Source organism: Agromyces sp. Y182 (genome assembly GCF_059445385.1).
This window is the reverse complement of sequence record NZ_JCAIUF010000001.1, coordinates 2,418,311-2,443,722: the sequence shown is the minus strand read 5'-3', so window position 1 is coordinate 2,443,722 and position 25,412 is coordinate 2,418,311. Positions and strand designations below refer to the sequence as shown.

General features: G+C 70.1%; 21 protein-coding genes and 1 riboswitch. Of the genes, 13 read left to right on the top strand and 8 right to left on the bottom strand.

The window, feature by feature from the left end; genetic code table 11:
- The first annotated feature begins 11 nt into the window (after positions 1–11).
- The 3 genes from AC1C2R_RS11265 to AC1C2R_RS11255 are packed head-to-tail and all read left to right on the top strand — an operon-like array spanning position 12 to position 4,567.
- Complete coding sequence (locus AC1C2R_RS11265) at positions 12–1,490, top strand: dicarboxylate/amino acid:cation symporter (protein WP_495379959.1); 1,479 nt, start codon at positions 12–14, stop codon at positions 1,488–1,490.
- 27 nt (positions 1,491–1,517) lie between these two features.
- Entirely contained in the window at positions 1,518–2,420 is a 903-nt protein-coding gene (locus tag AC1C2R_RS11260) for a fibronectin type III domain-containing protein (RefSeq protein ID WP_495379958.1), read from the top strand.
- A 35-nt stretch (positions 2,421–2,455) separates the two neighbouring features.
- A complete protein-coding gene (locus tag AC1C2R_RS11255) occupies positions 2,456–4,567 on the top strand; it encodes a fibronectin type III domain-containing protein (protein ID WP_495379957.1) in 2,112 nt (703 codons plus the stop codon).
- A gap of 76 nt (positions 4,568–4,643) precedes the next feature.
- Here AC1C2R_RS11255 and AC1C2R_RS11250 read toward each other — a convergent pair whose 3' ends face one another.
- The 4 genes from AC1C2R_RS11250 to AC1C2R_RS11235 form a co-directional block, all read right to left on the bottom strand.
- Positions 4,644–6,623: a glycoside hydrolase family 127 protein gene (locus AC1C2R_RS11250; RefSeq protein ID WP_495379956.1), complete on the bottom strand. Its 1,980-nt coding sequence runs from the start codon at positions 6,621–6,623 to the stop codon at positions 4,644–4,646.
- Positions 6,620–7,540, bottom strand: a complete 921-nt coding sequence (locus AC1C2R_RS11245; RefSeq protein ID WP_495379955.1) for a carbohydrate ABC transporter permease — start codon at positions 7,538–7,540, stop codon at positions 6,620–6,622. The genes AC1C2R_RS11250 and AC1C2R_RS11245 overlap by 4 nt, the downstream gene beginning before the upstream one ends.
- Entirely contained in the window at positions 7,540–8,460 is a 921-nt protein-coding gene (locus tag AC1C2R_RS11240) for a carbohydrate ABC transporter permease (RefSeq protein WP_495379954.1), read from the bottom strand. Before AC1C2R_RS11240 ends, AC1C2R_RS11245 begins: the two co-directional genes overlap by 1 nt.
- A gap of 71 nt (positions 8,461–8,531) precedes the next feature.
- Complete coding sequence (locus AC1C2R_RS11235; protein WP_495379953.1) at positions 8,532–9,824, bottom strand: ABC transporter substrate-binding protein; 1,293 nt, start codon at positions 9,822–9,824, stop codon at positions 8,532–8,534.
- Positions 9,825–9,988: 164 nt separating this feature from the next.
- Between AC1C2R_RS11235 and AC1C2R_RS11230 the strand changes: the two genes are divergently transcribed.
- On the top strand, positions 9,989–11,017 hold the full coding sequence (locus AC1C2R_RS11230; protein WP_495379952.1) for a LacI family DNA-binding transcriptional regulator: 1,029 nt from the start codon (positions 9,989–9,991) through the stop codon (positions 11,015–11,017).
- 6 nt (positions 11,018–11,023) lie between these two features.
- Here AC1C2R_RS11230 and AC1C2R_RS11225 read toward each other — a convergent pair whose 3' ends face one another.
- Positions 11,024–11,671: a signal peptidase II gene (locus tag AC1C2R_RS11225; RefSeq protein ID WP_495379951.1), complete on the bottom strand. Its 648-nt coding sequence runs from the start codon at positions 11,669–11,671 to the stop codon at positions 11,024–11,026.
- Between the two features lie 67 nt (positions 11,672–11,738).
- A riboswitch (TPP riboswitch) is annotated at positions 11,739–11,850 on the top strand.
- On the opposite strand from AC1C2R_RS11225, the gene thiM reads away from it, so the two are divergent.
- From thiM to AC1C2R_RS11205, 4 genes are all read left to right on the top strand, one after another.
- The gene (gene thiM / locus AC1C2R_RS11220; protein WP_495379950.1) at positions 11,841–12,737 is read left to right on the top strand and encodes a hydroxyethylthiazole kinase; all 897 of its coding nucleotides are present in this window, start codon (positions 11,841–11,843) and stop codon (positions 12,735–12,737) included. Its footprint overlaps the riboswitch before it by 10 nt.
- Entirely contained in the window at positions 12,734–13,432 is a 699-nt protein-coding gene (gene thiE, locus AC1C2R_RS11215) for a thiamine phosphate synthase (protein WP_495379949.1), read from the top strand. The genes thiM and thiE overlap by 4 nt, the downstream gene beginning before the upstream one ends.
- Positions 13,429–15,051, top strand: coding sequence for a bifunctional hydroxymethylpyrimidine kinase/phosphomethylpyrimidine kinase (locus AC1C2R_RS11210; RefSeq protein WP_495379948.1), 1,623 nt, complete (start codon positions 13,429–13,431; stop codon positions 15,049–15,051). Before thiE ends, AC1C2R_RS11210 begins: the two co-directional genes overlap by 4 nt.
- Positions 15,052–15,175: 124 nt before the next feature.
- A complete protein-coding gene (locus AC1C2R_RS11205; RefSeq protein WP_495352557.1) occupies positions 15,176–16,144 on the top strand; it encodes a hypothetical protein in 969 nt (322 codons plus the stop codon).
- Positions 16,145–16,177: 33 nt separating this feature from the next.
- Here the strand turns inward: AC1C2R_RS11205 and AC1C2R_RS11200 are convergent, their stop codons facing one another.
- Positions 16,178–17,116 (bottom strand): 5'-3' exonuclease, encoded by a 939-nt coding sequence (locus AC1C2R_RS11200; protein ID WP_495379947.1) that lies wholly within the window; start codon positions 17,114–17,116, stop codon positions 16,178–16,180.
- A 32-nt stretch (positions 17,117–17,148) separates the two neighbouring features.
- Positions 17,149–18,807, bottom strand: a complete 1,659-nt coding sequence (locus AC1C2R_RS11195; RefSeq protein ID WP_495379946.1) for a DUF885 family protein — start codon at positions 18,805–18,807, stop codon at positions 17,149–17,151.
- A gap of 107 nt (positions 18,808–18,914) precedes the next feature.
- Between AC1C2R_RS11195 and AC1C2R_RS11190 the strand changes: the two genes are divergently transcribed.
- The 3 genes from AC1C2R_RS11190 to AC1C2R_RS11180 all read left to right on the top strand — a co-directional run bounded on the left by AC1C2R_RS11190 (position 18,915) and on the right by AC1C2R_RS11180 (position 23,024).
- On the top strand, positions 18,915–20,828 hold the full coding sequence (locus tag AC1C2R_RS11190; protein WP_495379945.1) for a BCCT family transporter: 1,914 nt from the start codon (positions 18,915–18,917) through the stop codon (positions 20,826–20,828).
- A 186-nt stretch (positions 20,829–21,014) separates the two neighbouring features.
- The gene (locus AC1C2R_RS11185; RefSeq protein ID WP_495352553.1) at positions 21,015–22,043 is read left to right on the top strand and encodes an FUSC family protein; all 1,029 of its coding nucleotides are present in this window, start codon (positions 21,015–21,017) and stop codon (positions 22,041–22,043) included.
- A gap of 141 nt (positions 22,044–22,184) precedes the next feature.
- Entirely contained in the window at positions 22,185–23,024 is an 840-nt protein-coding gene (locus tag AC1C2R_RS11180) for a TspO/MBR family protein (RefSeq protein ID WP_495379944.1), read from the top strand.
- 125 nt (positions 23,025–23,149) lie between these two features.
- On the opposite strand, the gene AC1C2R_RS11175 is transcribed toward AC1C2R_RS11180, so the two are convergent.
- Complete coding sequence (locus AC1C2R_RS11175) at positions 23,150–23,371, bottom strand: hypothetical protein (RefSeq protein ID WP_495379943.1); 222 nt, start codon at positions 23,369–23,371, stop codon at positions 23,150–23,152.
- 116 nt (positions 23,372–23,487) lie between these two features.
- Here AC1C2R_RS11175 and AC1C2R_RS11170 point away from each other — a divergent pair, with 116 nt between their 5' ends.
- On the top strand, positions 23,488–24,615 hold the full coding sequence (locus AC1C2R_RS11170) for a DUF2207 domain-containing protein (RefSeq protein ID WP_495379942.1): 1,128 nt from the start codon (positions 23,488–23,490) through the stop codon (positions 24,613–24,615).
- Positions 24,616–24,650: 35 nt separating this feature from the next.
- A complete protein-coding gene (locus AC1C2R_RS11165) occupies positions 24,651–25,334 on the top strand; it encodes an alpha/beta hydrolase family protein (protein WP_495352549.1) in 684 nt (227 codons plus the stop codon).
- The last annotated feature ends 78 nt before the right edge of the window (positions 25,335–25,412 follow it).

Genomic DNA, 25,412 nt, shown 5'->3' with positions numbered 1-25,412 from the left:
CGGAGCCCGCCGTGGCTGACATCGACTGGCTCTCCGTCGCCGCCCTCGCCCTGATCGTCGTGCTCTTCGCGGGTCTCTTCCTGCTGCGCCGCGCCGGGGCGAAATTCACCCTGCTCACCGTCATCGCGCTCGTCGTCGGCATCGGCGTCGGCATCGCGTTCCAGGGCCACCTCGACTACGTCGACCCGATCGGCTCGATCTACGTCAATGTCATCACCGCAGTCGTCGCGCCGCTCATCATCGTCTCGGTGCTCTCGAGCGTGACCTCGCTCGGCAGCCTCGCGAAGCTGCGCACGATCGGCCTGAGCTCGGTGTTCTGGCTGCTTGCGACCAACCTCATCGCGATCCTGCTGACGCTCGGCCTCGCGCTCGCGACGGGCATCGGCAAAGGAGCGAACCTCGACATCACGGGCGTCGAAGGCAGCTCCGCGCTCACGGGCTTGCTCGCCCCGCTCGACGAGGTCATCGTCGGACTCTTCCCGCACAACGTCGTCGGCGACATCTCGTCGAACAACATCATCGCGATCATCCTCTTCACCCTGCTCATCGCGGTGTCGTACCTGATCGTCGCCGACAAGAACGCCGAGAAGGTGCGGTCGTTCAAAGAGTTCGTGGATGCCACGCGCCGCGTGCTCTTCAAGGCCGTCGGCTTCATCATCGCGCTCACCCCGTACGCGGTGCTCGCACTCGTCGCGGTGACCACGTCGACGGCGGTCGCCCGCATCGAGACGGCGCTCTCGCTCGTCGGCGTGCTCGTCATCGCGCTCGTGGCCGCCTTCGTCGATACCTACCTCGTGAACGGCGTGCTGCTGCGGGTGTTCGCCGACGTGAACCCGCTGCGCTTCTTCCGCCTGCTGACGCCTGCCCAGTACACCGCCTTCACGACGCAGTCGAGCATCGGCACCCTGCCGCTCACGATCTCGGCGCTCACCCGCAAGATCGGCGTCTCCGACGAGGTGGCCGGCTTCACGGCCCCGATCGGCACGACCATCGGCATGCCCGGATGCGCCGGTATCTGGCCCACCCTCGTCGCGGTGTTCACCGTGAACGCGCTCGGCATCGAATACACGCCGCTCGACTACGTCGTGCTCGTCGTGCTGGGGCTGCTCGTCTCCCTCGGCACGGCGGGAGTGCCGGGCACGGCGATCGTCACCGCCACCGCGGTGCTGACCGCCGTGGGGCTGCCCGTCGAGGTGCTCGTGCTGCTCATTCCGATCAGCGCCATCGCCGGCACCGCGAGCACCATGGCCAACGTCACGGCCGCCGCCACGAGCGCCACGATCGTCGCCCGTCGGGCCGGCGCGCTCGACGACGAGATCTTCGCCGGTCGCGCGCCGCATCGCGACGAGCTCGAGAGCGAGCCCGAACCCGAGAGCGGGACCCAGCCCGAGTCCCAGCCCCAGACCCAGACCCAGACCGACCTCGACGCTGCCACCGAAGCGGATGTCTCGTCCGCCCCGCTGCCGACCGAACTCGCCACTCACCGCTGACGCGGCCGACCAGAAGGAAGAATCCCTATGACTCCCCGACCTCGCCGCCTCCGCGGCATCCGCGGCTTCGCAACGGGCCTCGTGTTCGCGATCACCGTTCCGACGTTCGTGCTCATCGGCAGCGGGCCCGCCTCGGCGGCCGGCGACGTGTGCGATCTCTGCTCCCTCAACTTCGACCTCGGCGCGTGCGAGAACGCCGGCGGCTACCCCTACGACAGCACCCAAGAGGATCCCCCGCCCGCGATCAGCGGCGGCGGCTCCGCGCCGGCGCCCGACCCCGCACCGGCGCCCGCACCTGCTCCGGCCCCCGCTCCTGCGCCGGCGCCGGCACCGGCTCCGAACACCGGCACCTCGGGTGGCAGCACCTCGGGTGGCACCACGTCGAACACGACCGAGACGGGGGCGACCACCGACGTCGCTCCGGCCGTCGTCGGGGCGACCGCGCCACTCGCCCCCACCGCACCGGTTCTCACCGTCAAGGGCACGGCGCTGACCGTCACCTGGGCGGCACCGACCGACGGCGGCTCGCCCGTGACGGGCTACAAGCTGTCGCTCAACAAGGGCACCGCGATTCCGCTCGCAGCCGACGCGACTTCGCACACGTTCAAGGTGTTGGGCGCAGGGGTCTACACCGCAACCCTCGTCGCCACGAACGCGGTCGGCGAGTCCGCCGCGTCGAGCGCATCGAAGTCGGCGACCATCGCAGCGGCGACCGCGAAGCCCACGACCGAGGCGGCCGTGTCCGCTGCGGCTTCGAGCAGCAACGGCGCACCGGAATGGCTCGCCGGCGGCGGCATCCTCATCGGCCTCGTCGCGGTGGGCGCACTCGCCCTACTCGGCCAGCGGCTGCTGCGCCGCCGCAAGGCGAACAGCGCCGGCGGCGACCACCCCGAGGGCGACGAGCCCGCCGAGACATCCGTGACCGTATGACCAGCCCAACCCCTCACTCGACGAAAGGAAGCAACGTGCCCGACCACCTCCGCCCCACCCAGAGGCGGGCAGCGATGCTGACCGCACTCGCGATCGCCGGCACGGCCGTGCTCGGCGGCGTCGCGGCCGCCCCGGCTGCGGCCGCCCCCGCGCCGGGCACGACCGACACCGTCGACTGGTTCGACGACGCCTACGAGGGCCTCGGCCCCGACAGCGTCTACGAGACCGTGACCTTCGAACGCTTCGAGTACCTGCTCGGCCAGGACGGCCGGTTCGCGTTCCTCGTCGGCGGACCCGAAGACCCGCAGACGGCCGCGACGATCGGCGCGATCAACGAGGTCGCGAAGGGCGCCGGCGTCGAGCGCATCTACAACTTCGACCCGCGACTCGACGGCAACCACCTCGACATCCGCTCGACGACGAACGCCGACGTCGCACCGCTCTGGACCCGACTCGTGACCGAGTACCTCGGCAAGGACACGCAGACGCCCTTCGACGGCACCGACGACCCCACGCTCTTCGTCTACGACACGTCGCACACCGAGGGGGGCGCGGAAGACCGCATCGTCTCGGCGATCACCACGCCCGTCACGGCGGAGCAGCTCGAAGACCCCGCCGCACTCGCCGCCTACACCGCCGAGGTCACCACCGTGCTCGGCTCGGCGACCGAGCTCGACACGAGCGACCATTTCACGTTCAACGAGCAGGTCGTCAACGCCAAGCACGCCTCGGCGTACCTGGGCAAGCCCGAGTACGGCGGCGCGACGGTGCTCGACGACGACGACGCCGACTGGCGCGTGCAGACCGTCACGTACCCCGAGCTCGTGAACATCCTCGAGAGCGACGGCGACTACGTGCTCTTCTTCGGCGGCACCTGGTGCCACAACACGCGTGCCTTCCTGAAGGAGGTCAACCGCCAGGCGGTCGCGAACGGCGTCGACCAGGTGTACTTCTTCGACCTGCGACTCGACGGCAACTCGGGCAACGACCTGCACATCCGCGACACCGGCTCGGAGTTCGCCGACCTCTACGGCGACCTCGTCACGCAGTACCTGCCGAACCTCGCCACGCAGTACGTGCCCGCCGTCTCAGGCCAGGTCGACTTCTACCCGGGCGGCGACCGCGAGCAGGCGCTCGCGACCGCGAAGAAGCTGCAGGTGCCCTACGTGCTCGAGTACAACCGCGGACGCACCGTCGACGGCCAGGCCGCACCGATCGTGCAGCAGTGGATCCACGACAACGGCGACGGCACCTACAAGGAGTACATGACCGAGTGGTGGTATGTGAACGACCTGCCCGGGCGCTACGCCGACCGGCCCGACCCCGCCGGCCTCGCCGCGCAGCTCGCGCTCGCCGACGAGGGAATCGCGGCACTCGACACGTTCTTCGGCGCACTGCCCCGTGCGTCGGATGCAGTCGCGACCGTGCCCTCTGCACCTGATGCGCCCGACGCATCAGTGAGCGACACCTCGGTGACGGTCTCGTGGGCCGAGCCCGCCGACGGCGGCTCGCCCGTCACGAGCTACCGGGTCGCCCTGAACGGCGGTGCCCCCGTCACGGTGCCGGCCGACGCGACCGAGTACACCTTCACGGCGCTGCCCGGCGGCGACTACACCGCGACGGTCGCCGCCCGCAACACCGTCGGCACCTCAGCAGCCTCGGCCGCGTCGGCGGCCGTGAACGTCGAGGGCCCCCCAGTGGTCGACCCGACCACGGTCAAGGGCTCGGTCTCGGTCACGGGTGACCTCGTGCCGGGCGGCGACATCACGGTCGTCGGCACCGGCCTGGCACCGGGAGTCGGCGGGTTCACGGTCGAGCTGCACTCGACGCCGCAGACGCTCGGCGCCGCGACGACGGCCGCCGACGGCGGATTCACGTTCACCGGCACCATTCCGGCCGCGACGCCCGCGGGCGCGCACTCGATCGTCGTGACCATCAATGGTGTCGAGGTCGCCCGTTCCGCGATCACGCTCGCCGCAGCCGCATCGGGGTCCGCGGGCTCAGCCGCGGCAGCGGCGACCGACGCCGACCTCGCCTCGACGGGCGCACCGCTCGTCGAGCTGCTCGGCTGGCTCGCGCTCGCACTGATCGCCGCGGGCGGCGCCGCGTTCGCCGTCGTGCGGGTTCGCGCACGTCGCGCGAGCTAGCGAGCAGCACGAACCGAACGGGGGTGGATGCCACGCGGCATCCGCCCCCGTTCGGTTCGCTACCGGCCCAGGCCGGTCACTCCGTCGGGATCCACACCCGCATCGTCGACGGGCCGCGCTCGGCCCACTCGTGATACGGCACGAGCGCGACCTGGTGAGCGGATGCTTCAGGCCCCTCGTCATCCGCGTCGTCGCCGTACGGCCACCCGCCGATCACGACGCGCTCACGCAACGCGACCACGACCCGACCGTCGACCTCGCGCGGCGGCACCGTCGTGTCGACGAGCACATCCGCGACATCCGTCGCACCGATGCCCGCCGACTCGAGATCGACCGACTCGAGCGCGAACACCTCGGGCCCGCGCTCGACCGTGACGCACCCGCGCACGGCATCGACGCGCGGGTCGGGCGCTGTGAACCGCGGCGCCACCGGCAGCTCGAGCGTGACTTCGTCGCCCACGGCGAACGCACGGGTCACCGAGGTCATGCCCGCACGCCCGTGCGAGTCGGCGGGCCAGGCCTGCTCGACTCCCCCGTCGGCCGGCCGCACGACGAGCCGCGCCTGCTCGGCCCACGCCGGCACCCTCAGCGAGAGCGTCCACTCGCCACCGGCGTCGGCGAGAACGCGCACCAGCACCGACCCCTCGCGCGGGTACGACGTCTCGACCTCGAGCGCGATCTCGCGCCCGTCGTCGAGCGTCGTGCGAATAGTCGACGGTGCGAACTGGTGCACCTGCACGCCCGAGGCATCCGCGGTCGCGATGTACGCCGCCAGACTCGCGAACGTGCGCGCCAAGTTCGGCGGGCAGCATGACACCTCGAACCACGGCGCGCGCAACGATGACGACGCCCGCGGCGACACGACGTCGGGATCGGCCGGGGCGCCTGGGCGCCGCTGGTGCAGCGTGTTGGCGTAGTAGAACGCCGTGCCCTCGGCCGAAGGCGACGTCGCCACGACGTTGAAGAGCGTGCGCTCGATGAGGTCACCGTAGCGGGCGTCGGGTTGGGCCAGCAGCATCCGCCAGCTGAACATGATCGAGGCGATGCCCGCGCAGGTCTCGGAGTAGGCGCGGTCGGAGGGCAGTTCGAAGTCCTCGCCGAACGCCTCGTCCTGATGGTGCGAGCCCTGCCCGCCGGTCACGTAGGTGCGCCGCGCGACCGTGTTCGTCCACTGGCGCTCGAGCGCGCCCAGTAGTTCGGTATCGACCGTCTCGACGGCGAGGTCGACGGCTCCGGCGGCGAGGTAGTTCGCGCGCACCGCGTGGCCGCGAAGCACATCGGCCTGCCGCACCGGGATGTCGTCCTGGTAGTACGACCGGCCCCACTCGATGTCGCGCAGCGTGCCCGTGCCACGGCGCTCGACGAAGAGCTGCGCCTGACGCAGGTACCGGGGCTCGCCGGTGACACGGGCGAGCTCCACGAGCCCGACCTCGACCTCGGCGTGACCGCAGACCGACTCGATGCCGCCGTCCCCGAAGACCTCGCACACGAGGTCGGCCGCGCGACGAGCGACGTCGATGAGCCCGTCGTCTGCTGTCGGGCTGGTGCGCGCCCGCGCGACAGCCGCCTGGAAGAGGTGCCCGAGGCAGTACAGCTCGTGCCCCCACTCGAGGTCGGACCACCGCGCACCCTGGCCGGGCCTCCCGAAGCGGGTGTTCAGGTATCCGTCGGGCTCTTGCGCCGCGGCGACCCGGCCGACGAGGTCGCGGAACGCCCGCTCGAGTTCGGTGTCTCCCCCGCGCCGCCCGATCTCCCACGCCACGGCCTCGAGGTACTTGTACACCTCCGAGTCCGAGAACTCCCGGCCGCGGCGACCTTCGGGCAGTCCTCCGGATGCCGCGAGGTCGAAGTTGCCGATCCACCCCTCGCGCTCGAGCCAACCGGCGATGTGCGCGAGCGTGGCCCGCCCGTTCACCTCCTGCCGCTCGCCCCAGAAGCCGCCGGTGATCGTCACTTCGTCGAGGCCCAGCGGGCGGAGCGCGGTGCGCGATGGTGCGACGGGCGCGACCGGTGCGACCGATGCAGGAGCGGTGTGCGTGGAGACCGTCATGTTCATCCCTTGAAGGCGCCCGACATGAAGCCGCGCACGTAGTGTCGTTGGAGGATCAGGAAGAGCAGGATGCACGGCAGCGCGAGCACCACGACGCCGGCCTCGGTCGCGCCGTAGTCGACGACGCCCTGCACCTGCCCCCTGAGGTTCGAGATCGCGAGCGGCAGCGTCATGCGGTTCGAATCGTTGATGAGAATGAGCGGCGCCATGAAGTCGTTCCACGCCGCGAGGAACGCGAAGAGGCCGACCGTGATGAGGCCGGGCTTCACCGCGGGCACGAGCACCCGCCAGAGCACGCTCCAGGCGGAGCATCCATCGACCATCGCGGCCTCGTCGAGCTCACGCGGAATCGACTCGAACGAGATGCGCATCATGAACATCGAGAACGGGAGCTGGAACATGGTGAGCACGAGAGCCACGCCCACGAGCGAGTTCGAGAGCCCGACCGAGTTGAGCAGCACGTACAGCGGGATGAGCAGCGTCGCGTACGGCACCATCAGGATCGCGAGCGTCGAGAGGAACAGCAGGTCTTTGCCGGGGAACCTGAAGCGCGCGAAGGCGTAGCCGCCGAGCAGTGAGATCGTGAGCGTGAGCAGCACGGTCAGCAGCGACACGAACGTCGAGTTGAGCAGGTACACCCAGATGCCGGCCTGGTAGTTCGCGAGGGTGACGTAGTTGCCGAAGCCCCAGCCGTCGGTCTGGTTGGTGCCCGCGAGCGGTGAGACCGACGAGATCGCCGTCCAGATGAGCGGGTAGAGGAAGAGCAGTGCGAGGCCGGCCGTGAGCACCCAGTACGGCGTGCGCAGGGCGATACCGGCGACGGTGGTGGGGCGCTTGCGGGCGACCCCGCTGCGATGGTTCGGCGCGACGATCGCGACCGTGGAGTCGGTGGCGGGTGCCCCCCGACGGGTGAGCAGGCTCATCAGTCTTCCGCCTTCCTTCCGAACGCGCGGATCTGCGCGATGTTGATGACCACGAGCGCGAGCAGCACGATGACCGAGAGCGCACCGGCGACGCCGAGATCGTTCTGCCCCTGGAACGCCATGCTGTAGATGAGCTGCACGACCGTGATGGTCGAGTTGTCGGGACCGCCCTTCGTGAGGATGTAGAACTGCTCGAATGCGAGCAGCGAGCCCGTGACGCAGAGCACGGTCGTGAGCGCGAGCGTCGGGCGGAGCAGCGGGATCGTGATGCCGCGGAAGGTCTGCCAACGCGAGGCGCCGTCGATGCGGGCCGCCTCGTACACGTCTTCGGGTATTCCCTGCAGGCCCACCAACATGAGCAGCATGTAGAAACCGGCGTAACGCCAGACGATGAGGAAGATCGTCGACCAGAGCGCGCCGTCGGGCGTGCCGAGGAACGTGAAGCCCCACGCCTTCATGAGGTCGGCGAACGGCCCGGCGATGGGCGAGTAGAGCACGTAGAACAGGAGCGAAGCGGATGCCAGGCCCAGCGCGCTCGGCACGAGGAACGAGGTGCGCAGCAGTCCCTTCCACCTGGTGGATTCCTGCACGAGCATCGCGAGCCCGAGGCTCAAGGCGAGCAGGATGATCGTCGTCAGCACCGTGTACTTCAGGGTGAACCAGATGGAGTCGAGGAAGAAGCGGTTGCCGACCGCGTCGACGTAGTTCTCGGGCAGGTTCCACCCCTGGTTGCCGCCGAGCAACGGCCAGTCGCTCGCCGACATCTGCAGCACGAGCAGCAGCGGGAGCCCGAACAGCAGCAGCACGAAGAGCGCGGTCGGCAGCGCGAAGAGCCAGCCGGTCACTGCGGCACGGCGACGAGGACGTCGGCGCTGCGCGCGACTCGAAGCGGATCCCGCTCCGGGAAGCGTGGCGGTCATGGTGGGCCTTTCGAGGGATGGCGGGCCGGCGCGCAGCCTGGACTCCGCGCGCCGGCCGGTCGAAGGTGCGGCTACTGCCCGAGGATCGCGGTGATCTCGTCGTTGTCGGCGTCGATCGACGACGCGTCACCCAGCACCGCGTTGCGGACCATGGTCAGCCACGGGCTGTTCGGCGCGTTGAACGCTTGCTGGAAGTTGATCGCGACGGGGGTATCGCCCTGACCGGCGACCTCGTTGATCGTGATCAGGCGCGGGTCCTTCTGCGAGTACTCGTTGTCGGCGAGGTCGGAGCGCGAGACCACGTCGTTGTCCTTCGCGAGGACACCGACCTGCGCGTCCTCGGACATCATCCAGCTGAGGAAGCTCCACGCCTGCGCGGCCTTCTTCGAGTCCTTCGAGACGCCGATGCCGTCGCCGCCGACGAATGTCGAGGCTCCGCCCTCGGGGCCGGGCAGACCCGAGACACCCACGTCGAACGGAGTCGACGAGAGCAGGGTCGCCGGGTACGGCATGATGCCGACCTTGCCCTCGGTGAACGCGGCGGTCCAGGTGGGGCCGGCCTCGTCCTTCGATGCGGGCAGCACGGCGCCCGAGTCCCAGAGGTCCTTCCAGATGGCGTAGATCTCCTTCGACGTGTCGCTTGCGAGCAGCGACTCGGTGCCATCGTCGGAAAGCACCTCTTGTCCGTCGGCCCAGTTGCTCGGGAACCACGTGAAGACGAGGCATCCGCCGCAGTTCAGGCCGGTGGCCGTGCCGTACGTGTCGGGCTTGTTCAGGCCCTGGATGGCCTTGGCCCACTCGGCGAACTCCTCGAGGTTGGCGGGGCCCGCCTCGGCGTCGAGCCCGGCCTCGGTCGCGAGCTCCTTGTTCCAGAACAGCATCGACAGGTCGAGCACGAACGGCAGCACGTACTCCTCGTCGTCGAGCGTGCCGGCCGAGAGGTGGCCCTTGTTGATCTCGTCCTTGAAGTCGAAACCGTCGATGTTCGCCGTGATGTCCTGGAACAGCCCCTGCTCGACCCAGTTCGGCACGTAGACGATGTCGGCGGCGAACAGGTCGGGCAGACCGTTGGAGCCGGCTGCTGCACCGACCTTCGCGACGTAGTCGTCGTTCGGCACGACCGTGAGCTCGACCTGGTTCTCGTGGCTGTCGTTGTAGGCCTCGACGAGGAGTTTCGCCTGCTTCTCGAGGGGCGCACGCGTCCAGAGCGTCAGGGTCGTGCCGTCGTCGACGCCCTCGGCGCCGGCGTCCGCGAGGCTCGTTCCGGGTTCGTCGCCGCCCGTGCAGGCGGCCAGCCCGATCGTGAGAGCGCCGGCGGCGAACAGAGCTGCAGCCCGCGTCATCCGGCGATTGCGTGATCTCATCCGTGTACTCCTTGCTCGTCGTTGAGAGGGCGCCGAGACGCCCGGAATGTCAGGTGCTGGTGCGGCCTTTCCGAAATTTCCGAAAGGCCTTTCGGCACGCTACAGTGTGAATCTCCCGGCCGTCAAGAGCGACAGCCGGTAGCGTTTCAGTTGAGGAGGCGAACATGGCGAGAACCGGCTCGGGCAGCTCACGGGCGGCGACGCTCAACGACGTGGCCCGCATGGCAGGCGTCTCGCTCGCGACCGCCTCGAAGGCCATCAACGGCCGCGACCAAGTCGCCCCGGCCACGCGCAAGCGCGTCATCGACGCCGCCGAACAGCTCTCGTTCACACCCAACTCGCTCGCCAGAAGCCTCATCGCCGGCCGCACCGGAACCGTGGGCCTGCTCACGAGCGACCTCGAGGGCCGGTTCGTGATCCCCATCCTCATGGGCGCCGAGGACGCGTTCGGCGCAGGTCAGATCAACGTGTTCCTCTGCGACGCGCGCGGCGACACGATCCGCGAGCAGCACCACCTCAAGGCGCTGCTGAACCGACGCGTCGACGGCATCATCGTCGTGGGACGCCAGACCGACCCGCGACCGTCGCTCGGCCACGACCTCCCCGTGCCCGTGGTCTACGCCTACGCGCCATCAGACGACCCCGGCGACGTCTCGGTGACGCCCGACAACATTGCCGGCGGACGCATCGCCGTCGAGCACCTCCTCGCCACGGGGCGGCGGCGCATCGCGCACATCACGGGCGAGCCCGAGTACGCCGCCGCACAGGATCGTGCGGTCGGCGTGCAGGCGGCCCTCGCCGAAGCCGGACTCGAACTCGTGGGCGACGTCATGACCTCGAGCTGGAGCGAACACTGGGGCCGCGCAGCGGCCGGCATGCTGCTCGCCCAGCATCCCGACATCGACGGCGTCGTCGCCGGCAGCGACCAGATCGCGCGCGGCGTGATCGACACCATGCGCGACCTCGGCAAGCGCGTGCCCGAAGACGTCGCCGTCATCGGGTACGACAACTGGGAGGTGCTCGCCGTGAACTCCCGTCCCGAGCTGACGAGCATCGACGCGAACCTGCAGCAGCTCGGGCGCACCGCGGCCATGCGAATCTTCGACGCGATCGACGGCACCGAACCTGACGCCGGCGTGCATCACCTGCCCGTGCGGCTCGTGATCCGCGGGTCGACCATCGAGCGTCGCTGAGGGGCGCTATGCGGATGTCTCGGTGCCGGTGTTCGTCTCGGCAGCGGTGTCGGAGTCGGTAGCCGTGTCAGCGTCGGTAGCCGTGTCAGCGTCGGCGTCAGCGTCAGCGTCAGCGTCAGCCGAGTTGACAGCGCCGCTGCGATGCACGCCCTTGAAGGTCAGCACGAGCACCATCACGGCGCCGGCGAAGATCGCGATGTCGGCCACGTTGCCGATGAAGAGGTTGCCGTAACCGATGAAGTCCACGACATGCCCGCGACCGAATCCCGGTTCACGGAACAGCCGATCGCCGAGGTGGGTCGCGGCGCCGCCGAGCAGGAGACCGAGCGCGATCGCCCAACCCCGTGAGCGCACCGGCCACGCGAACACGATGATGGCGATGACCCCCACTGCCGCCAGGATCGCGAACACCCAGGTGAACTCGGTGCCGATCGAGAATGCGGCGCCGGGATTGTACACGAGCTGGAAGCGGATCAGGTCACCGATCAGCGGAACGGACACCCGCTCCTCGAGTGCGGCCTCGGCCCACCACTTCGAGGCCTGGTCGATGAGGATCACGACGACGGCGAGGAGCGCGACGAACCAGAACAGGCGCGGCTTCACCGTGCTCTCGAGGGCGGGAGCGGGCGGCGGCATTGAGGGGTCGGAACTCACCGCTTCATTATCCTTCGCGCGAGACGCCCGTGTCGCCGACCGTCACCGGGCGACCGCTAGGCTTCATCGCAGTGACACGGGGTGCCGTGCATCGCTTCACCGAAGCGGGCATGGCTGAGAACACACCCGTCGAACCTGATCTAGTTCGAACTAGCGAAGGGATGTCGCGATGAGCGATCGTCTGCCAACCGACCCTGCCCGGCACTCTGCCGAGCTCCTGACCCTCGTGCGCGAGGCGACGCCGCTCGTGCAGTGCATCACCAACAGCGTCGTCACCAACGTGACGGCCAACACTCTGCTCGCCCTCGGCGCGGCCCCGGCCATGGTCGACATCCGCGGTGAGGCCGGGATCTTCGCGCGAATCGCGTCGGGGCTGCTCGTGAACCTCGGCACGCCGCACGAGGAGCAGCGAGATGCCGCCCGCGAGGCGGTGGCCGCGGCATCCGAGACCGGCACGCCCTGGGTGCTCGACCCCGTCGCCGTCGGCGGACTGCCCGTGCGCACCGCGTTCGCCCACGAGCTGCTCGCGCAGCGCCCGACCGTGATCCGCGGCAATGCGAGCGAGGTCATCGCCCTCGCCGGCAGGGGCAGCGGCGGACGCGGCGTCGACGCCTCCGATTCGACCGAGTCGGCAGCGGATGCCGCGGCTCACCTCGCCCGGGCGCACGGCTCCGTCGTCGCGGTGTCGGGCCCGATCGACCTGATCACCGACGGCCGGCGGGTTGCCCGGGTCGCCAACGGCGACGTGCTGCTCACCCGGGTCACGGGCGGCGGTTGCGCCCTCGGCGCCGTCACCGCGGCCTTCCTCTCGGTCACCGACGACGCGTTCTCCGGCGCCGTTGCAGCGACGCTCGTCTACACCGTGGCAGCCGAGCTCGCGGCCGCGGGTGCCGCCGGGCCGGGCAGTTTCGCACCGCTGTTCCTCGATGCTCTCGCGCAGGTCACGGCCGACGAGGTCGCCGAGCGCGGGCGGGTGCAGCTCGTCGAGGTCGCCGCCGACGCGCACACCGCGGTGGCGGCCGAACTCGCATCCGTGGCATTGCCCTCGACGTCGGTGCGGTCGTGACGGCGCACACGGCGCTCGATCTCTCGGTCTACCTCGTCACCGATGCGGCACTCTGCGGCCCGCGGGGCGTGACGTCGGTCGTCGCCGATGCGGTCGATGGCGGGGTGCGAGTGGTGCAGCTGCGCGACAGGCTCGGCTCCTCGACGGAGCTGCTGACGCTGCTCGAAGGGCTGTGCGCCGTGATCGACGGGCGGGCGACGCTGCTCGTGAACGACCGGCTCGACGTCGCCCTCGCGGCACGGGCGAACGGCTTGCCCGTCGACGGTGTGCATCTCGGCCAGGGTGACGCCGCGGCGACGATCGCGCGTGAGCGGCTCGGACCGAACGGCGTCGTCGGCCTCACCGCGAACACCTCGGCCCACTTCGAGGCCGTACGACGGATGCCGCGTGGCACGGTCGACTACCTGGGCGTCGGCGTGATCCGGCCCACCGTGACGAAGCCCGATCATCCGCCGGCACTCGGCGTCGACGGGTTCGCACGACTCGCGGCCGAGGCCGAGTTGCCGTGCGTCGCGATCGGCGGCATCACTCTCGGCGACGTCGCGCCGCTCCGTGACGGCGGCGCCGCCGGGGTCGCCCTCGTCTCCGCGATCTGCGCCGCCGCCGATCCCCGCGACGCTGCGCTGCACTTCGTCGACGCTTGGGCGGCCATCGCGCCACCCCGCGACCGCCGCGTTTCGGAGGCCCGGCGATGAGCGAGACGGCCACTCGAGCGGTCGACATCGGCGCCGTGGCATCCGCTCGCCTCGCACTCGAGACCGCCACGCCCCCGCGAGGCCGCCACACGCCCGGCGTCCGCAGCGTGCCGCGCGACCGGCGGGTGCCGCGCGTGCTCAGCATCGCCGGTACCGACCCGACCGGCGGTGCCGGCATCCACGCCGACCTGAAGTCGATCGCCGCTGTCGGCGGCTACGGCATGGCGGCGGTGACCGCGCTCGTCGCGCAGAACACGCGGGGCGTGCGCAGCGTGCATCTGCCGCCGGCGTCGTTCCTCGCCGAGCAGCTCGATGCGGTGAGCGACGACGTGACGATCGACGCCGTGAAGATCGGCATGCTCGCCGACGCAGCGATCATCGGCACGGTCGACGACTGGCTCGCGCGCACGCGGCCCCCGGTGGTGGTGCTCGACCCGGTCATGATCGCGACGAGCGGCGACCGACTGCTCGATCCCGACGGCGAGCAGGCACTTCGCGCGCTCATCCCCCGGGCGCACCTCATCACGCCGAACCTGCACGAACTCGCCGTGCTCGCCGGCGAGCCGCACGCACTCACCTGGCCGGCGGCGCTCGAGCAGGCCCGACGAGTCTCGCGCGAGTTCGGCGTGCTCGTGCTCGCGAAGGGCGGCCACCTCGACGGCGCCGACGCTCCCGACGCGCTCGTCGACGCCGAGACCGGCACGATCATCGAGTTCCCGGGGGAGCGCATCGAGACCACAGCCACGCACGGCACGGGGTGCTCGCTCTCCTCCGCGATCGCGAGCCTCCGCGCAGAGCTCGGAGATTGGACCCTCGCGATCATCGAGGCCCGCCGGTGGCTGCGCGAGTCGCTGCGGCACGGCGAAGCGCTCGAGGTCGGCCGCGGGCACGGGCCGATCAGCCACTTCGCGGGGCTCTGGTCCCGCGGCGGGGTACGCACCGCGCCGACGCCCGCCGAGGTCGAGGCGGAGTGGTGGGCGTCGATCCACGACCTTCGCTCGGCGATCGACGGGCTCGCGTTCATCCGCGAGCTCGCCGACGGCACGCTCGAGCGACCCGCGTTCCTCCGCTACCTCGCGCAGGACGCGCTCTACCTGCGCGACTACGCGCGCGTATTGGCCGATGCCTCGCGTCTCGCGACGGATGCCTCGGAGCAGGCATTCTGGGCGAACGCCGCACACGGCTCCCTCGTCGGCGAACTCGAGCTGCACGAGACATGGCTCGACTCGGCCGGCGCATCGACATTCGCGGCCGAGCCCGACGCCGCGACGACCGCCTACCTCGGCCACCTGCTCTCCACTGCGGCCCGTGGCGACTACGCGGCGCTCGCCGCCGCCGTACTGCCCTGCTACTGGATCTACGTCGACCTCGGCGAGCGGTTCGCGGACGGCGTCTTCGGTGCGACGGCGACGGCGACGGCGACGGCGCATCCGTATGCCTCGTGGCTCGCGACGTACGCCGACCCCGCGTTCGCCGTCGCGAACCGCGAGGCGATCGACATCGTCACGCGCCTGGCGGCGAGTGCGACGCCCGAGACACGCGAGCTGATGCGTCGGGCGTTCCGCCGATCGGCCGAGCACGAGCTCGCGTTCTTCGCGTCGGCGCTCGGCGAGGGGTGATCGGGACTCGAATCTCGAGTCGGCCGCGCGGAATGATCGCAACGAGACCTCCGTCCTCCGCGCAGCATAGGGTGGTCGCACCCGCCCGGCTCCGGGCCGGCGCCGATCCAACGACGAGGTGGCAATGAGTCAGACGACGCCCGACATGCAGCCCTCCCGCGAGTACGTGGCGACCGATGCCGGCCAGGCGCGACCGCTGCGCGGCTGGCACCTGCTTCTGTTCGGCGTGGCCTCCGCCGCGCTCGGCCTGCTGCCGTGGCTGATCACGGGCATGCGCCTGCCGCTGCAGAATCTCTGGGCGAACGACACCCTGCCCGATGAGATGCCGATCGTGCTGCTGCCCTTCAGTCAGTACTCCCTGTCACTCATCGCCACGCTCATCATCATCGGTGCAGCGGTCGCCGGGCTCGTGGGTCGCTCCACGCGCCCCCGCGCTCAGCGCGGTGGGTTCATGATGCTGCTCGCCGGCGTGCTCCTCGTCGATGTCGTCGCGATCGTCCAGACCGCCGCCTTCGTCGCCGCAGGCCTGCGACACGACGAGTGGTCTCTCGTGTACCTCGGCGCGGTCATCGCCGTTGCGATCCTCGCGGTCGTCGTCGGACTCGGCGTGCTCTGGCTCGTCGCCCGAGCACCGCGAGCCGGCGCGGTCATCGGCCTCACCATCGCGGCGATCCTCTCGGCCGGCTGGCTGCACGCGCTCCTCTCGCCGCGGGGTCCCGCGTTCGCGGGCGAGCCTGCCTGGCTCTGGGACGCCGTTCGCTGGGCGCCGGCGGTGCTCGTCGGCGCGGCGATCGCTTGGGGCGGAGTCGAAACGGTCGGCCGAATCGTCGCGGCGATCGCGAGCCTCGCGATGCTCTGGGTCGGGCCTGCACTGATCACCGCGGTGTCGAGCGCGGCCGGAACGCGGGTACTCGCCGGCCACCCCGGTGAGATGCTCGACTACGGGGTCAGAGTGTTCCGCATGGCTCTCACCGAACCGAGCCTCGTCGTGGCGCCGCTCGCGACGGCGATCGGCGTCGCCGTGATCGGACTCGTCGCGCGCATGCTGCTCGGTCGGACCGCACGGGCCGGCCGCGAGGCATCCGTCGTCTGATCGACCGCCAGGCGGCCCGTTCTCGGTGCGACCCTACTGGGCGGCCGGCAGGGAGTCGAGTGCCGCGAGCACTCGCGACACCGACCCGCCGAGGTTCCACTCGGCACCGCGCGCTTCGAGGGCTTCACGGCGCGCTCCCGTGACGGGGTGCAGCCGGGAGTCGAACTCGCCGAGATCGAGGTCGCGCACGACCTCGACGACGGTCGGGGCGACGTCGAGATAGTCGGAGGCCGCAGCGAACTTCGCGCGCACGCTCGCCGACATCGGCGCCGAGGGATCCGCTGCAGCCGCCCTGATGCCGTCGAGGTCGACGAATTCCCGCAGCAGCGACGCAGCGGTCTTCTCCCCCACTCCCGCAACACCCGGCAACCCGTCTGACGAGTCGCCCCGCATGACCGAGAAGTCGACGTACTGCTGGGGCAGCACCGCGTACTTCGCGACGACCGAGGCGTCGGTCAGCACCTCGAGCTTGCTCATGCCCCGAGCGGTATAGATCACCCGCACGGATGCCTCGTCGTCAACGAGCTGGAACAGGTCGCGGTCGCCCGTGACGACGTCGACCGGCATGTCGGCGCCCGTCGCGAGAGTGCCGATGACGTCGTCGGCCTCGTGCTCGGGCGTTCCGACGACGGGGATGCCGAGGAGGCCGAGCACCTCGCGGATGCGCGGAATCTGCACGATGAGACCCGGTGGGGTCTCCTCGACGTCGACGCCGCCGGGCACGGCACGCGCGACGCGGTGCGCCTTGTAGCTCGGAATGAGTTCGACTCGCCAGGCCGGGCGCCAGTCGTCGTCCCAGCAGGCGACGAGGTTCGTCGCCTCGAAGTCGGGGACGAGGCGCGCGATCATGTCGAGCAGCCCGCGCACGGCGTTGACGGGGGTGCCGTCTGGCGCGGTGATCGAGTCGGGCACGCCGTAGAACGCACGGAAGTACAGCGAAGCGGTGTCGAGGAGCATCAGTCGGTCGGCCACAGGCCGATCATGGCACGATGCGGCTGCCGCTCCTACCCCGGGAACGTCTCGAGCCAGTCGCCCGCGGCATCGAGCACGTCGAGGTCGCCGCGATCGCCGAGCAACTCCCAGCGTTGCAACGACACCGGTACGTTGCCGTTCAGCCACACGGCATCGTGGAACTCGCGGAGTGAGAAGTCGTCGCCTCGGGCGACTGCGGCGTCGGCGAGCAGCCGCTTCACCTCGAGCTTGCCGACGTGGTACGACATCGCGAGGCCCGGGGTCGCAACGTAGTAGGAGGTCTCTTCGGTAGCGGTCTCGACGTCCATCGGCACGAGCCGCACGAAGAAGTCGATCGCCTCTTCGAGGCCGAAGACGCCGGTCGCGAGGTTCACGTCGACGACGACGCGCAGGGCCCGCAGCCGCATGAAGTTGTGCACGATCGTCTGCGAGTGCGGCGCATCGTCGAAGAGCCCAGCATCGAGCATGAGTTCTTCGTTGTAATGGGCGATGCCCTCGTTGGCGACCGAGTCGACGTAGTGACGGCGGATGGCGCGGGGGTGCCCCCACGAAAGGGCGAGCTGTTGACTGTGCGCCCCCTCGTGGATGATGCCGAGCCGCGGGTCGCGCGCGTTCGCGGCGTCGAAGTACGGAAGGTCAGGCGAGGGTTCGGGCACGTACGAGACCGCGTCGTCGCCGCGCGTGCGCTCGTTCGCCAGGTGGTCGGTCACACCGAGAAAGGCAACGGGCTCGAGATACGCCGGGTAACTCGAGAAGAAGTAGCGGCGCAGCGACTCGGGTTGGGTCAGCAGGCCCTCGCGGTCGGAGAACGCCCGCACCTCGGCGTCGCGTGCGGCCTCGTCGGCCACCTCGGCGGCGACATCGCGCGCGAGCGGCGCGACCGGCGCGTCGCGGTACCGGTTGCGCGTGACCGTCTCGGCGACGACGGCCCGCCGGTAGTCCTGCAGGGCGGCACGAACGAGTTCTTCGGGCTCGGCCGCGACGAGCGCGACGTGACGCAGGTACCAGACGAAGGCGTCGGGGCCCACGATGACCTCGGCGCCGAGGCGATCAGCGGATGCCTCGAGCCACTGCGCGTACCGGGTGAGCGCCGCACTCGCGGCGGGCTGCGCCTCGGCGAGCGCGGTCGCCGTCGCGGCCTCGACCTGCCCGGCGAGCGCCGCCACCGAATCGGCCAGTCGCGGCCCGATGCCGTCGAGTTCGACCGCGGCCACCCGGGCGAGCGTCGCGACGCCTGCGCGCTCGAGGTTCGCGATCGCCTGCTCGACGGCCCGTGGGATGGCGGTGAGCACCGTGACCAGATCGGCCTGTCGCCCGGCGTCGAACGGTGGCGGGGCGAGCAGCAGATCGAACCACGGGCCGAGGATCTGGCTCGTGAGGAACACGGCATCGCGCTCCCAGTTGCGGAGCACGTCGAGTTCCCAGCGCACGCGCGCGAGCGCCGAGCCCAGCAGCCGGTGATCGACCTGGTCGGGCACCGGCATGCCCGCGGCATCCGTCGCCTGCCAACGTTCGACGAAGACGGCGAGCTCGTCTCGCTGCAGCTCGATGGCCGCCGGATCGAACCGCGGCACCCAGCCCCCGGGCCGCTCGATGCGCGGAATGTCGTCGGAGCTGCGGAACGAGTTCACGGCGCGCCACTGCCAGAACTCGGTGCCGAGGCGTGCGAGGTCAGCGTCGATCTGGGCCATGCGCGTCACGATAGCCCCGCCCGGCGACACTTGCGAGTCCGGCGACTCCGGCGCGGGTTCGGCGCGGGTCGATGCGGCGGAGCGCCCACCTCGCTACCGTGTTGCCCATGAGCGGTACGCCGAACGAGCCGACCGACCAGCCTCTGAACACCACGGATGCCCCGGATGCGGGTGCTTCGGCGCCGCCGCCCCCTCGCCGGTCGCTGCCCCCCGTGCAGCGCTGGGTGTTCTGGCCGGCGGCGGTCATCGTCGCCCTGTTCGTCGCGTTCGTCCTGATCGCCCCGGATGCGGCGGACGCGATGTTCGGCGCGATCCAGACCGGCATCGTCAACACCTTCAACTGGTATTACGTGCTCATCGCCGCATTCTTCGTGGCGTTCAGCCTGTTCGTCGGATTCAGCCGTTTCGGCGACATCAAACTCGGCCGTGATGACGACGAGCCCGAGTTCTCGTTGCTCGCGTGGTTCGCACTGCTCTTCGCCGCGGGCATGGGCATCGGGCTTGTGTTCTACGGCGTGAGCGAGCCGCTCAGCCATTTCGTGTCGCCGCGACCGGGGGTCACCGGCCCGCCCGACGCGCTCGCGCAGGAGGCGCTCGCCCAGACCTACTTGCACTGGGGCGTGCACGCGTGGTCGATCTACGTCGTCGTCGGGCTCGGACTCGCCTACGCGATCCACCGCCGACGCCGGCCGATCTCGATCCGCTGGACGCTCGAACCGTTGCTCGGCAAACGCGTCGAGGGCGGTTGGGGCCATGCCATCGACGTCGTGGCGCTCGTCGGCACCCTCTTCGGCGTGGCGACCTCGCTCGGCCTCGGCGTGCTGCAGATCAGCGCGGGGCTCGACATCGCCGGCATCCTCGAGCCGAACGCGCTCACGCAAGTGATCATCATCCTCGTCATCTCGGTGTTCGTGCTCTGGTCGGTGCTCTCCGGAGTCACGAAGGGCATGAAGTGGCTCTCGACCGCGAACATCGTGCTCGCGGGCCTCCTCGTGGTGTACCTCCTCGTGATGGGGCCGACCGAGTTCCTGCTGCGCGAGTTCGTGCAGTCGATGGGTACGTACATCCAGAACTTCGTCGGCCTCTCCTTCAACGTGAGCGCCTTCCAGGGCACCGCCGGCGAGGAATGGCAGGCGTCGTGGACGTCGTTCTACTGGGGCTGGTGGATCTCGTGGGCGCCTTTCGTCGGCATCTTCATCGCTCGCGTCTCGAAGGGCCGCACCGTGCGCCAGTTCGTCGCCGGCGTCATCCTCGTGCCGACGCTCATCGGCATCCTCTGGTTCGCGGTGCTCGGCGGTTCGGCACTCGCGATCGAGCTCGCCGACCCCGGCGCACTCACCCAGCCCGACGGCAGCGTCAACGTCGAGGCCGCGCTCTTCGAGCTGCTCACCTACCTCCCCGGCACCCCGGTGCTCACGGTCGGCGTGATCCTGCTCATCACGATCTTCTTCGTCACCTCGGCAGACTCGGGCGCGCTCGTGATGGGCATGATCGCCACTGGCGGCCAGCTCAACCCGAAGCGGTGGATCCGCATCTTCTTCACCGTGATCACCGCGCTGCTCGCGATCGCGCTGCTGCTCACGGGCGGTCTCACCGCCCTGCAGACCGCGGCGATCATCATCGCGTTGCCGTTCAGCATCGTGATGCTGCTCATCTGCTGGTCGACGATCATCGCCTTCACTCGCGAGCGCCGCGCCTACGCGAAGGCCGAACGAGCCCAGTTCGTCGACCACATCGGCAAGTACTACGGGCTCGAGGTCGAGGAACCGCTCCAGCGCGGCCTCGTCGTGGGCGAGGTGAGATGGGCGCGAGGGTTTCTGCGACGGCTGCGTCTGGGCACGGATGCCTCGGCGGCGCTCAGACGCGCCTCCCCCGCGTCGCTCGCCGAGCAGAACGCCCTTCCCGATGCCGTGCCGATCGCCGACGTCGACGAAGTCGTCGACCATGATCCGTTGTCGGACCACGACGACCCCGACGTGCCCGAGCACGGGGAAGACGGCCCTCGCGGCCTGCCCCAGTGACCCGACGAACCCCGGGGTCTCGATACGCTCCTTCGTCGCTACTCGACCGACGATCGGGATCACGTCCGCTGGTCGAGTAGCGAGCTTCAGCGAGCGTATCGAGACCCGCGGGATCACGTCCGCTGGTCGAGTAGCGAGCGTCAGCGAGCGTATCGAGACCCGGCCGTTCCGAGCAGAATGGAGCGTATGGGCATCACCAACACCTTCCGAGCCTCGAAGCGCGTGCCCATCCTGCAGGTCGCCAAGGCGTCGGCCGCGACGATCGCGGCGTGGCTCGTCGCAGGCTGGCTGATTCCGGGGCAGTTACCGGTATTCGCCGCGATCGCGGCACTGCTCGTGGTGCAGCCGAGCGTGAACCAGTCGCTCGGCAAGGCGATCGAGCGTTCGATCGGCGTGATCCTCGGCGTGCTCATCGCCAGCGCCATCTCGCTCGTGTTCGGGCAGAACAGCTGGATCATCCTCGTGACGATCATGATCGCGATGCTCGTCGCGTGGTCGCTGAAGATGACCCCTGGCACTTCGAACCAGGTCGCCATCAGCGCGATGCTCGTGCTCGCCCTCGGCTCCTCCTCGCCCGAGTACGCGCTCGACCGCATCATCGAGACGCTCATCGGCGCCGCGATCGGCATCGTCGTCAATGCGCTGATCGTGCCGCCGGTGGCACTCGCCCCGGCCCGACGCGACCTGTCGCTGCTCGGCGGTGAGCTCGCGGCATCCCTCGACCGGCTCGCAAGCGCCCTCGAGAGCCCGCAGTCGGCGGCCGATCTGCAACGACTCATGGTCGAAGCGCGCCTCATGCGACCGATGCGAGATGCAGCGGATGCCTCGATCTCGACGGGGGAGGAATCGCTCACGCTGAATCCGCGTCGCTCGGCGCATCGCACCGAGCTCGCCGAGATGCGCGCCCTGCTCGAACGACTGAGCCCCATCGTCACCCAGGTGATCGGCATGACGCGCGCGTTCTTCGACCACTACGACGCCGCGCTGGCCGATGAGCCGACCGTGCGCGCGATCGCCGAGCAACTGCGGCGGGCCGCGCACGACGTGCGACTCGCCGTGCACCTCGCCGATGTCGACCCCGAGCCGATGACCTCGGCCGTGCCCGCGCTGACCTCACCCCTCGTGGTGTCCCCGCCGAGGTCGGGGCACTGGATCCTCATCGGCTCGCTCCTGGAAGACCTGCGGCGCATCCGCGCCGCGCTCGTCGAGGAGTAGCCGGAGGAGCGGCGCACCGACGGCGCCGCACCCACCGAGAACCTGCACGCATCAATCGGAAGTTCGACGCGGTGCGACATCCGTCGTTCTAGGCTGGGACCACCTCGACCGAGATCCAGCAGACGACGGGAAGAGCAGATGATGATGATGACATCGGCGACGACGCGGGCGACGGTCAGCGACCTGGTGCGACAGATCACCGTGGCGGTGAGCGCCGTTCTGGCGGTGGTCGGCTCCTTCATCGGGTCAGGCGCCGCCGGCGGAACTCCTATTCAGGATGCCGCGGGCGGGGCGCTCGCGGCGGACGCCACCCTCATCGCACCAGGGGGCAGCGCGTTCGCGATCTGGACGCTCATCTACCTCGGACTCGCCGCGTACGCGGTCTGGCAGTTCCTTCCCTCCCAGCGGGAAGCACCCCGGCACCGCCGCCTCGGTTACCCGATCGCCGCGTCATTGCTGCTGAACGCGGCATGGATCCTCAGCATCCAGTTCGACCTCCTGTGGCTGAGCGTGCCGGTCATCGCCCTGCTGCTGGTCGTGCTGATCATCGCCTTCCGCGTCTGCCGCTCCGTGCCGCCGACCTCGACGGTCGACGGCATCGTCACCGATGGCACGGTCGGCCTCTACCTGGGTTGGGTCTGCGTCGCCACCGCCGCGAACATCACCGCCGCACTCGTCGCCGTCGGTTTCGACGGCTGGGGCATCGCGCCCGAAGCCTGGTCGGTCGCCGTCATCTCACTCGCCGGCATCATCGGTGTCGCACTCGCGGTGTGGGACCGCGGCCGGATCGCCCCGACCCTCGCGCTCGGCTGGGGGCTCTCCTGGGTCGCGATCGCACGCCTGACCGATGCCCCGGAGTCGACCGTGACCGGCATTGCGGCGATCGTCGCCGTGGTCGCCGTCGTCATCGCGACGGTGTGGGCTCGCATCGCGAGCGGTGTCTCACGTGCGCGTGCGGTCGGCGCGGCGAGCACGGCCTGACCCGCAGCGGTGGCCGCTCCGCCTCTTCATCGCGATGTCGGCCTTCATCGCGCTGTCGGCCTTCATCGCGCTGTCGGCCTTCATCGCGCTGGAGACGCTCGCCATGCCGGGGCGCCAGGCCGACTTCAGCCGAGCAGGTCGCGCACCGCGGCGCCCCACTCGAACCCGCACTCGCGGCAGTCGAAGATGGGCGAATCATCGAGCGAGAGGGCGCCTGCGACATCGGCCGTCTCGACCTCGAAGTCGAGCGGGCCGTAGACGATCGCGCGCACCGCGAGGGAATCGCAGCGCGGACACGGCTCGTCGATCACCAGGTGCGGTGCGTTGTGCTGCATCTGCTTCGTCATGGCAGTCACGGTACGCCCGGCCGCCGACATCGTCCGGAACCCGTACGCGCGTCGCCACGAGCGGTTCGCTCCGACTCGTCTCCCGAGCAGGCCGCTCGGATCCCTAGACTGAGCGCGTGCTGCCCGCCGTCTTCCTGCTCGCGATCGTGCCCGCCTTCGTCATCCTCGGGCTGGGTCTCGTCGCGCGCGCCGTCGCCGCGCAACGGGTGACGCAGCGGGCCGTGCAGTACACCCCGGAACGCGGCTCCACGGTGCTGCGGGACGCGTTGCTCGTCGGCGCCGATCGGCGCGCGCCATCCGCTGCCCTCATCGACCTGGCCGTGAAGCGCAAGGTGCGCCTCCTCGCCGGCGAGGGAAAGCGAGACCCCATCGGGGTGGAGCTCGCGCCGAACGTCGTGCTCACCGCCGAAGAGACAGCGCTGCTCGAAGGGCTGTTCGGCCCAGAGCACACCCCCACGCGTGTGCGCCGCTTCTCCTCCGACCGCCGCGCACTCGCCGGTCGTATGAAGAGCCTGCTGCTGAACACGGAGCACGCACTCGCCCGCGAGGGACTCGTCGCCGAACGCCGCGTCTCGTGGCCGGGCGTCACGCTCACCGTGCTCGCCTATCTCGGCATGCTCGTCGAGGTGCTCTTCCTCGTCTTCACGATCATCGACGGCGACTGGCCGGCGCTCATCGCGACGCTCGTCGCCGTCGCCGCGACCATCGCGACGATCTTCGTGACCCCATCGTCGTGGCGCAAGTTCCTCCCTGCAGCGACTCCCCGACGCGAGCACTTGGCGGGGCTCCGGCAGTACATCGCGCTCGTCGAGGCGAAACGGCTGCAGGTGCTGCAGTCGCCGAGCGGTGCAGAGCTGCGGGCGACGGATGCCGCTGCGCCGACCCTCGTGGCGACACCCGGGTCGTCGCAGCCCGCCGCCCCGATTCCTGCACGCGGCACGCCTGCGGCCGGCCCCTCTGCCGCAGGGTCCCGTTTCCACCTCCACGAACGGCTGCTGCCCTACGCCGTGATCTTCGGGCTCGAACGCGATTGGATCGCCAAGCTGAAGCTCGAGTACGCCGAGCTCAGCCCGAGCAACCTCGACACGCTCGGCGAACTCGTCGGCGTCACGGACGACATCGCCCTCGCCATCGAAGCCGCAGGCGACGTCGTCGAACTGACCGCGTCGCTCGGCGACCTCACCGACGACGCAGGCAACGTCGTCGACGGCGTCGGCAACTTGTTCGAACTGTTCAGTTCGTAGCGCGAGCGCGCGGGCCGATGCGGCACCATGGAGACATGACCGCCGCGGAGGAATCCATCACGGTCGACGTCGACGGCACACCCGTGTCGGCGGTCTCGGCGCGACCGCCGGCCCCGACTGCCACGATCGTCGTCGCCCACGGGGCGGGCACCGGCATGGAGCATCCGTTCATGACCGGATTCACCCGGGCGCTGAACGAGAGCGGGTTCGCGACGCTCCGTTTCAACTTCCCGTACCGCGAGGCGGGGCGGCGGTTCCCAGACCGGCCGCCGGTCGCGATCGCGACGTGGCGTGCCGTGATGGATGCCGCGGCCGCACGCGCGACCGCCGACGGGCGACCGGGCGAGCCTGTCTGGGCGGCGGGCAAGTCGTTCGGCGGTCGCATGGCGTCGATGGCCGTCGCCGAAGGCATGGCCGTGGCCGGGCTCGTCTTCCTCGGCTACCCGCTGCACGCGCCCGGCAAGCCCGAGAAGCCGCGCGACGAGCACCTGCCGGGCATCACCGTGCCGATGCTGTTCCTGCAGGGGCGGAACGACCCGTTCGCCAAGCCCAACGAGCAACTCGACGACGTCGTACGTCGCATCGGACCGAACGCCACGCTCGACTGGGTCGACGACGCGAACCACACGTTCGAAGTGAAGGGCGCCAAGCGCCCGGCCGACGAGATCGGCGCTGCCCTCGCCGTACCGGTCGCCGCGTTCGTGCGCGCACACGAATGACGCGCGAGCCTCGCAGTGCGGCGAACGACGGCCCGTAGAGTGGTGGCCACCGATCGGGTCGCGGCACGCTGATGTGAG

Excerpts from the sequence above, each read along its gene's own strand:
- AC1C2R_RS11190 (WP_495379945.1), top strand. The coding sequence starts at position 18,915 with ATGAGCGGTACGCCGAACGAGCCGACCGACCAGCCTCTGAACACCACG.
- AC1C2R_RS11235 (WP_495379953.1), bottom strand. The coding sequence starts at position 9,824 with ATGAGATCACGCAATCGCCGGATGACGCGGGCTGCAGCTCTGTTCGCC.
- AC1C2R_RS11260 (WP_495379958.1), top strand. The coding sequence starts at position 1,518 with ATGACTCCCCGACCTCGCCGCCTCCGCGGCATCCGCGGCTTCGCAACG.
- thiM (WP_495379950.1), top strand. The coding sequence starts at position 11,841 with ATGAGCGATCGTCTGCCAACCGACCCTGCCCGGCACTCTGCCGAGCTC.
- AC1C2R_RS11240 (WP_495379954.1), bottom strand. The coding sequence starts at position 8,460 with ATGACCGCCACGCTTCCCGGAGCGGGATCCGCTTCGAGTCGCGCGCAG.
- AC1C2R_RS11165 (WP_495352549.1), top strand. The coding sequence starts at position 24,651 with ATGACCGCCGCGGAGGAATCCATCACGGTCGACGTCGACGGCACACCC.
- AC1C2R_RS11205 (WP_495352557.1), top strand. The coding sequence starts at position 15,176 with ATGAGTCAGACGACGCCCGACATGCAGCCCTCCCGCGAGTACGTGGCG.
- AC1C2R_RS11250 (WP_495379956.1), bottom strand. The coding sequence starts at position 6,623 with ATGAACATGACGGTCTCCACGCACACCGCTCCTGCATCGGTCGCACCG.
- AC1C2R_RS11195 (WP_495379946.1), bottom strand. The coding sequence starts at position 18,807 with ATGGCCCAGATCGACGCTGACCTCGCACGCCTCGGCACCGAGTTCTGG.
- AC1C2R_RS11180 (WP_495379944.1), top strand. The coding sequence starts at position 22,185 with ATGATGATGACATCGGCGACGACGCGGGCGACGGTCAGCGACCTGGTG.
- AC1C2R_RS11210 (WP_495379948.1), top strand. The coding sequence starts at position 13,429 with ATGAGCGAGACGGCCACTCGAGCGGTCGACATCGGCGCCGTGGCATCC.
- AC1C2R_RS11175 (WP_495379943.1), bottom strand. The coding sequence starts at position 23,371 with ATGACGAAGCAGATGCAGCACAACGCACCGCACCTGGTGATCGACGAG.
- AC1C2R_RS11245 (WP_495379955.1), bottom strand. The coding sequence starts at position 7,540 with ATGAGCCTGCTCACCCGTCGGGGGGCACCCGCCACCGACTCCACGGTC.
- AC1C2R_RS11230 (WP_495379952.1), top strand. The coding sequence starts at position 9,989 with ATGGCGAGAACCGGCTCGGGCAGCTCACGGGCGGCGACGCTCAACGAC.
- AC1C2R_RS11185 (WP_495352553.1), top strand. The coding sequence starts at position 21,015 with ATGGGCATCACCAACACCTTCCGAGCCTCGAAGCGCGTGCCCATCCTG.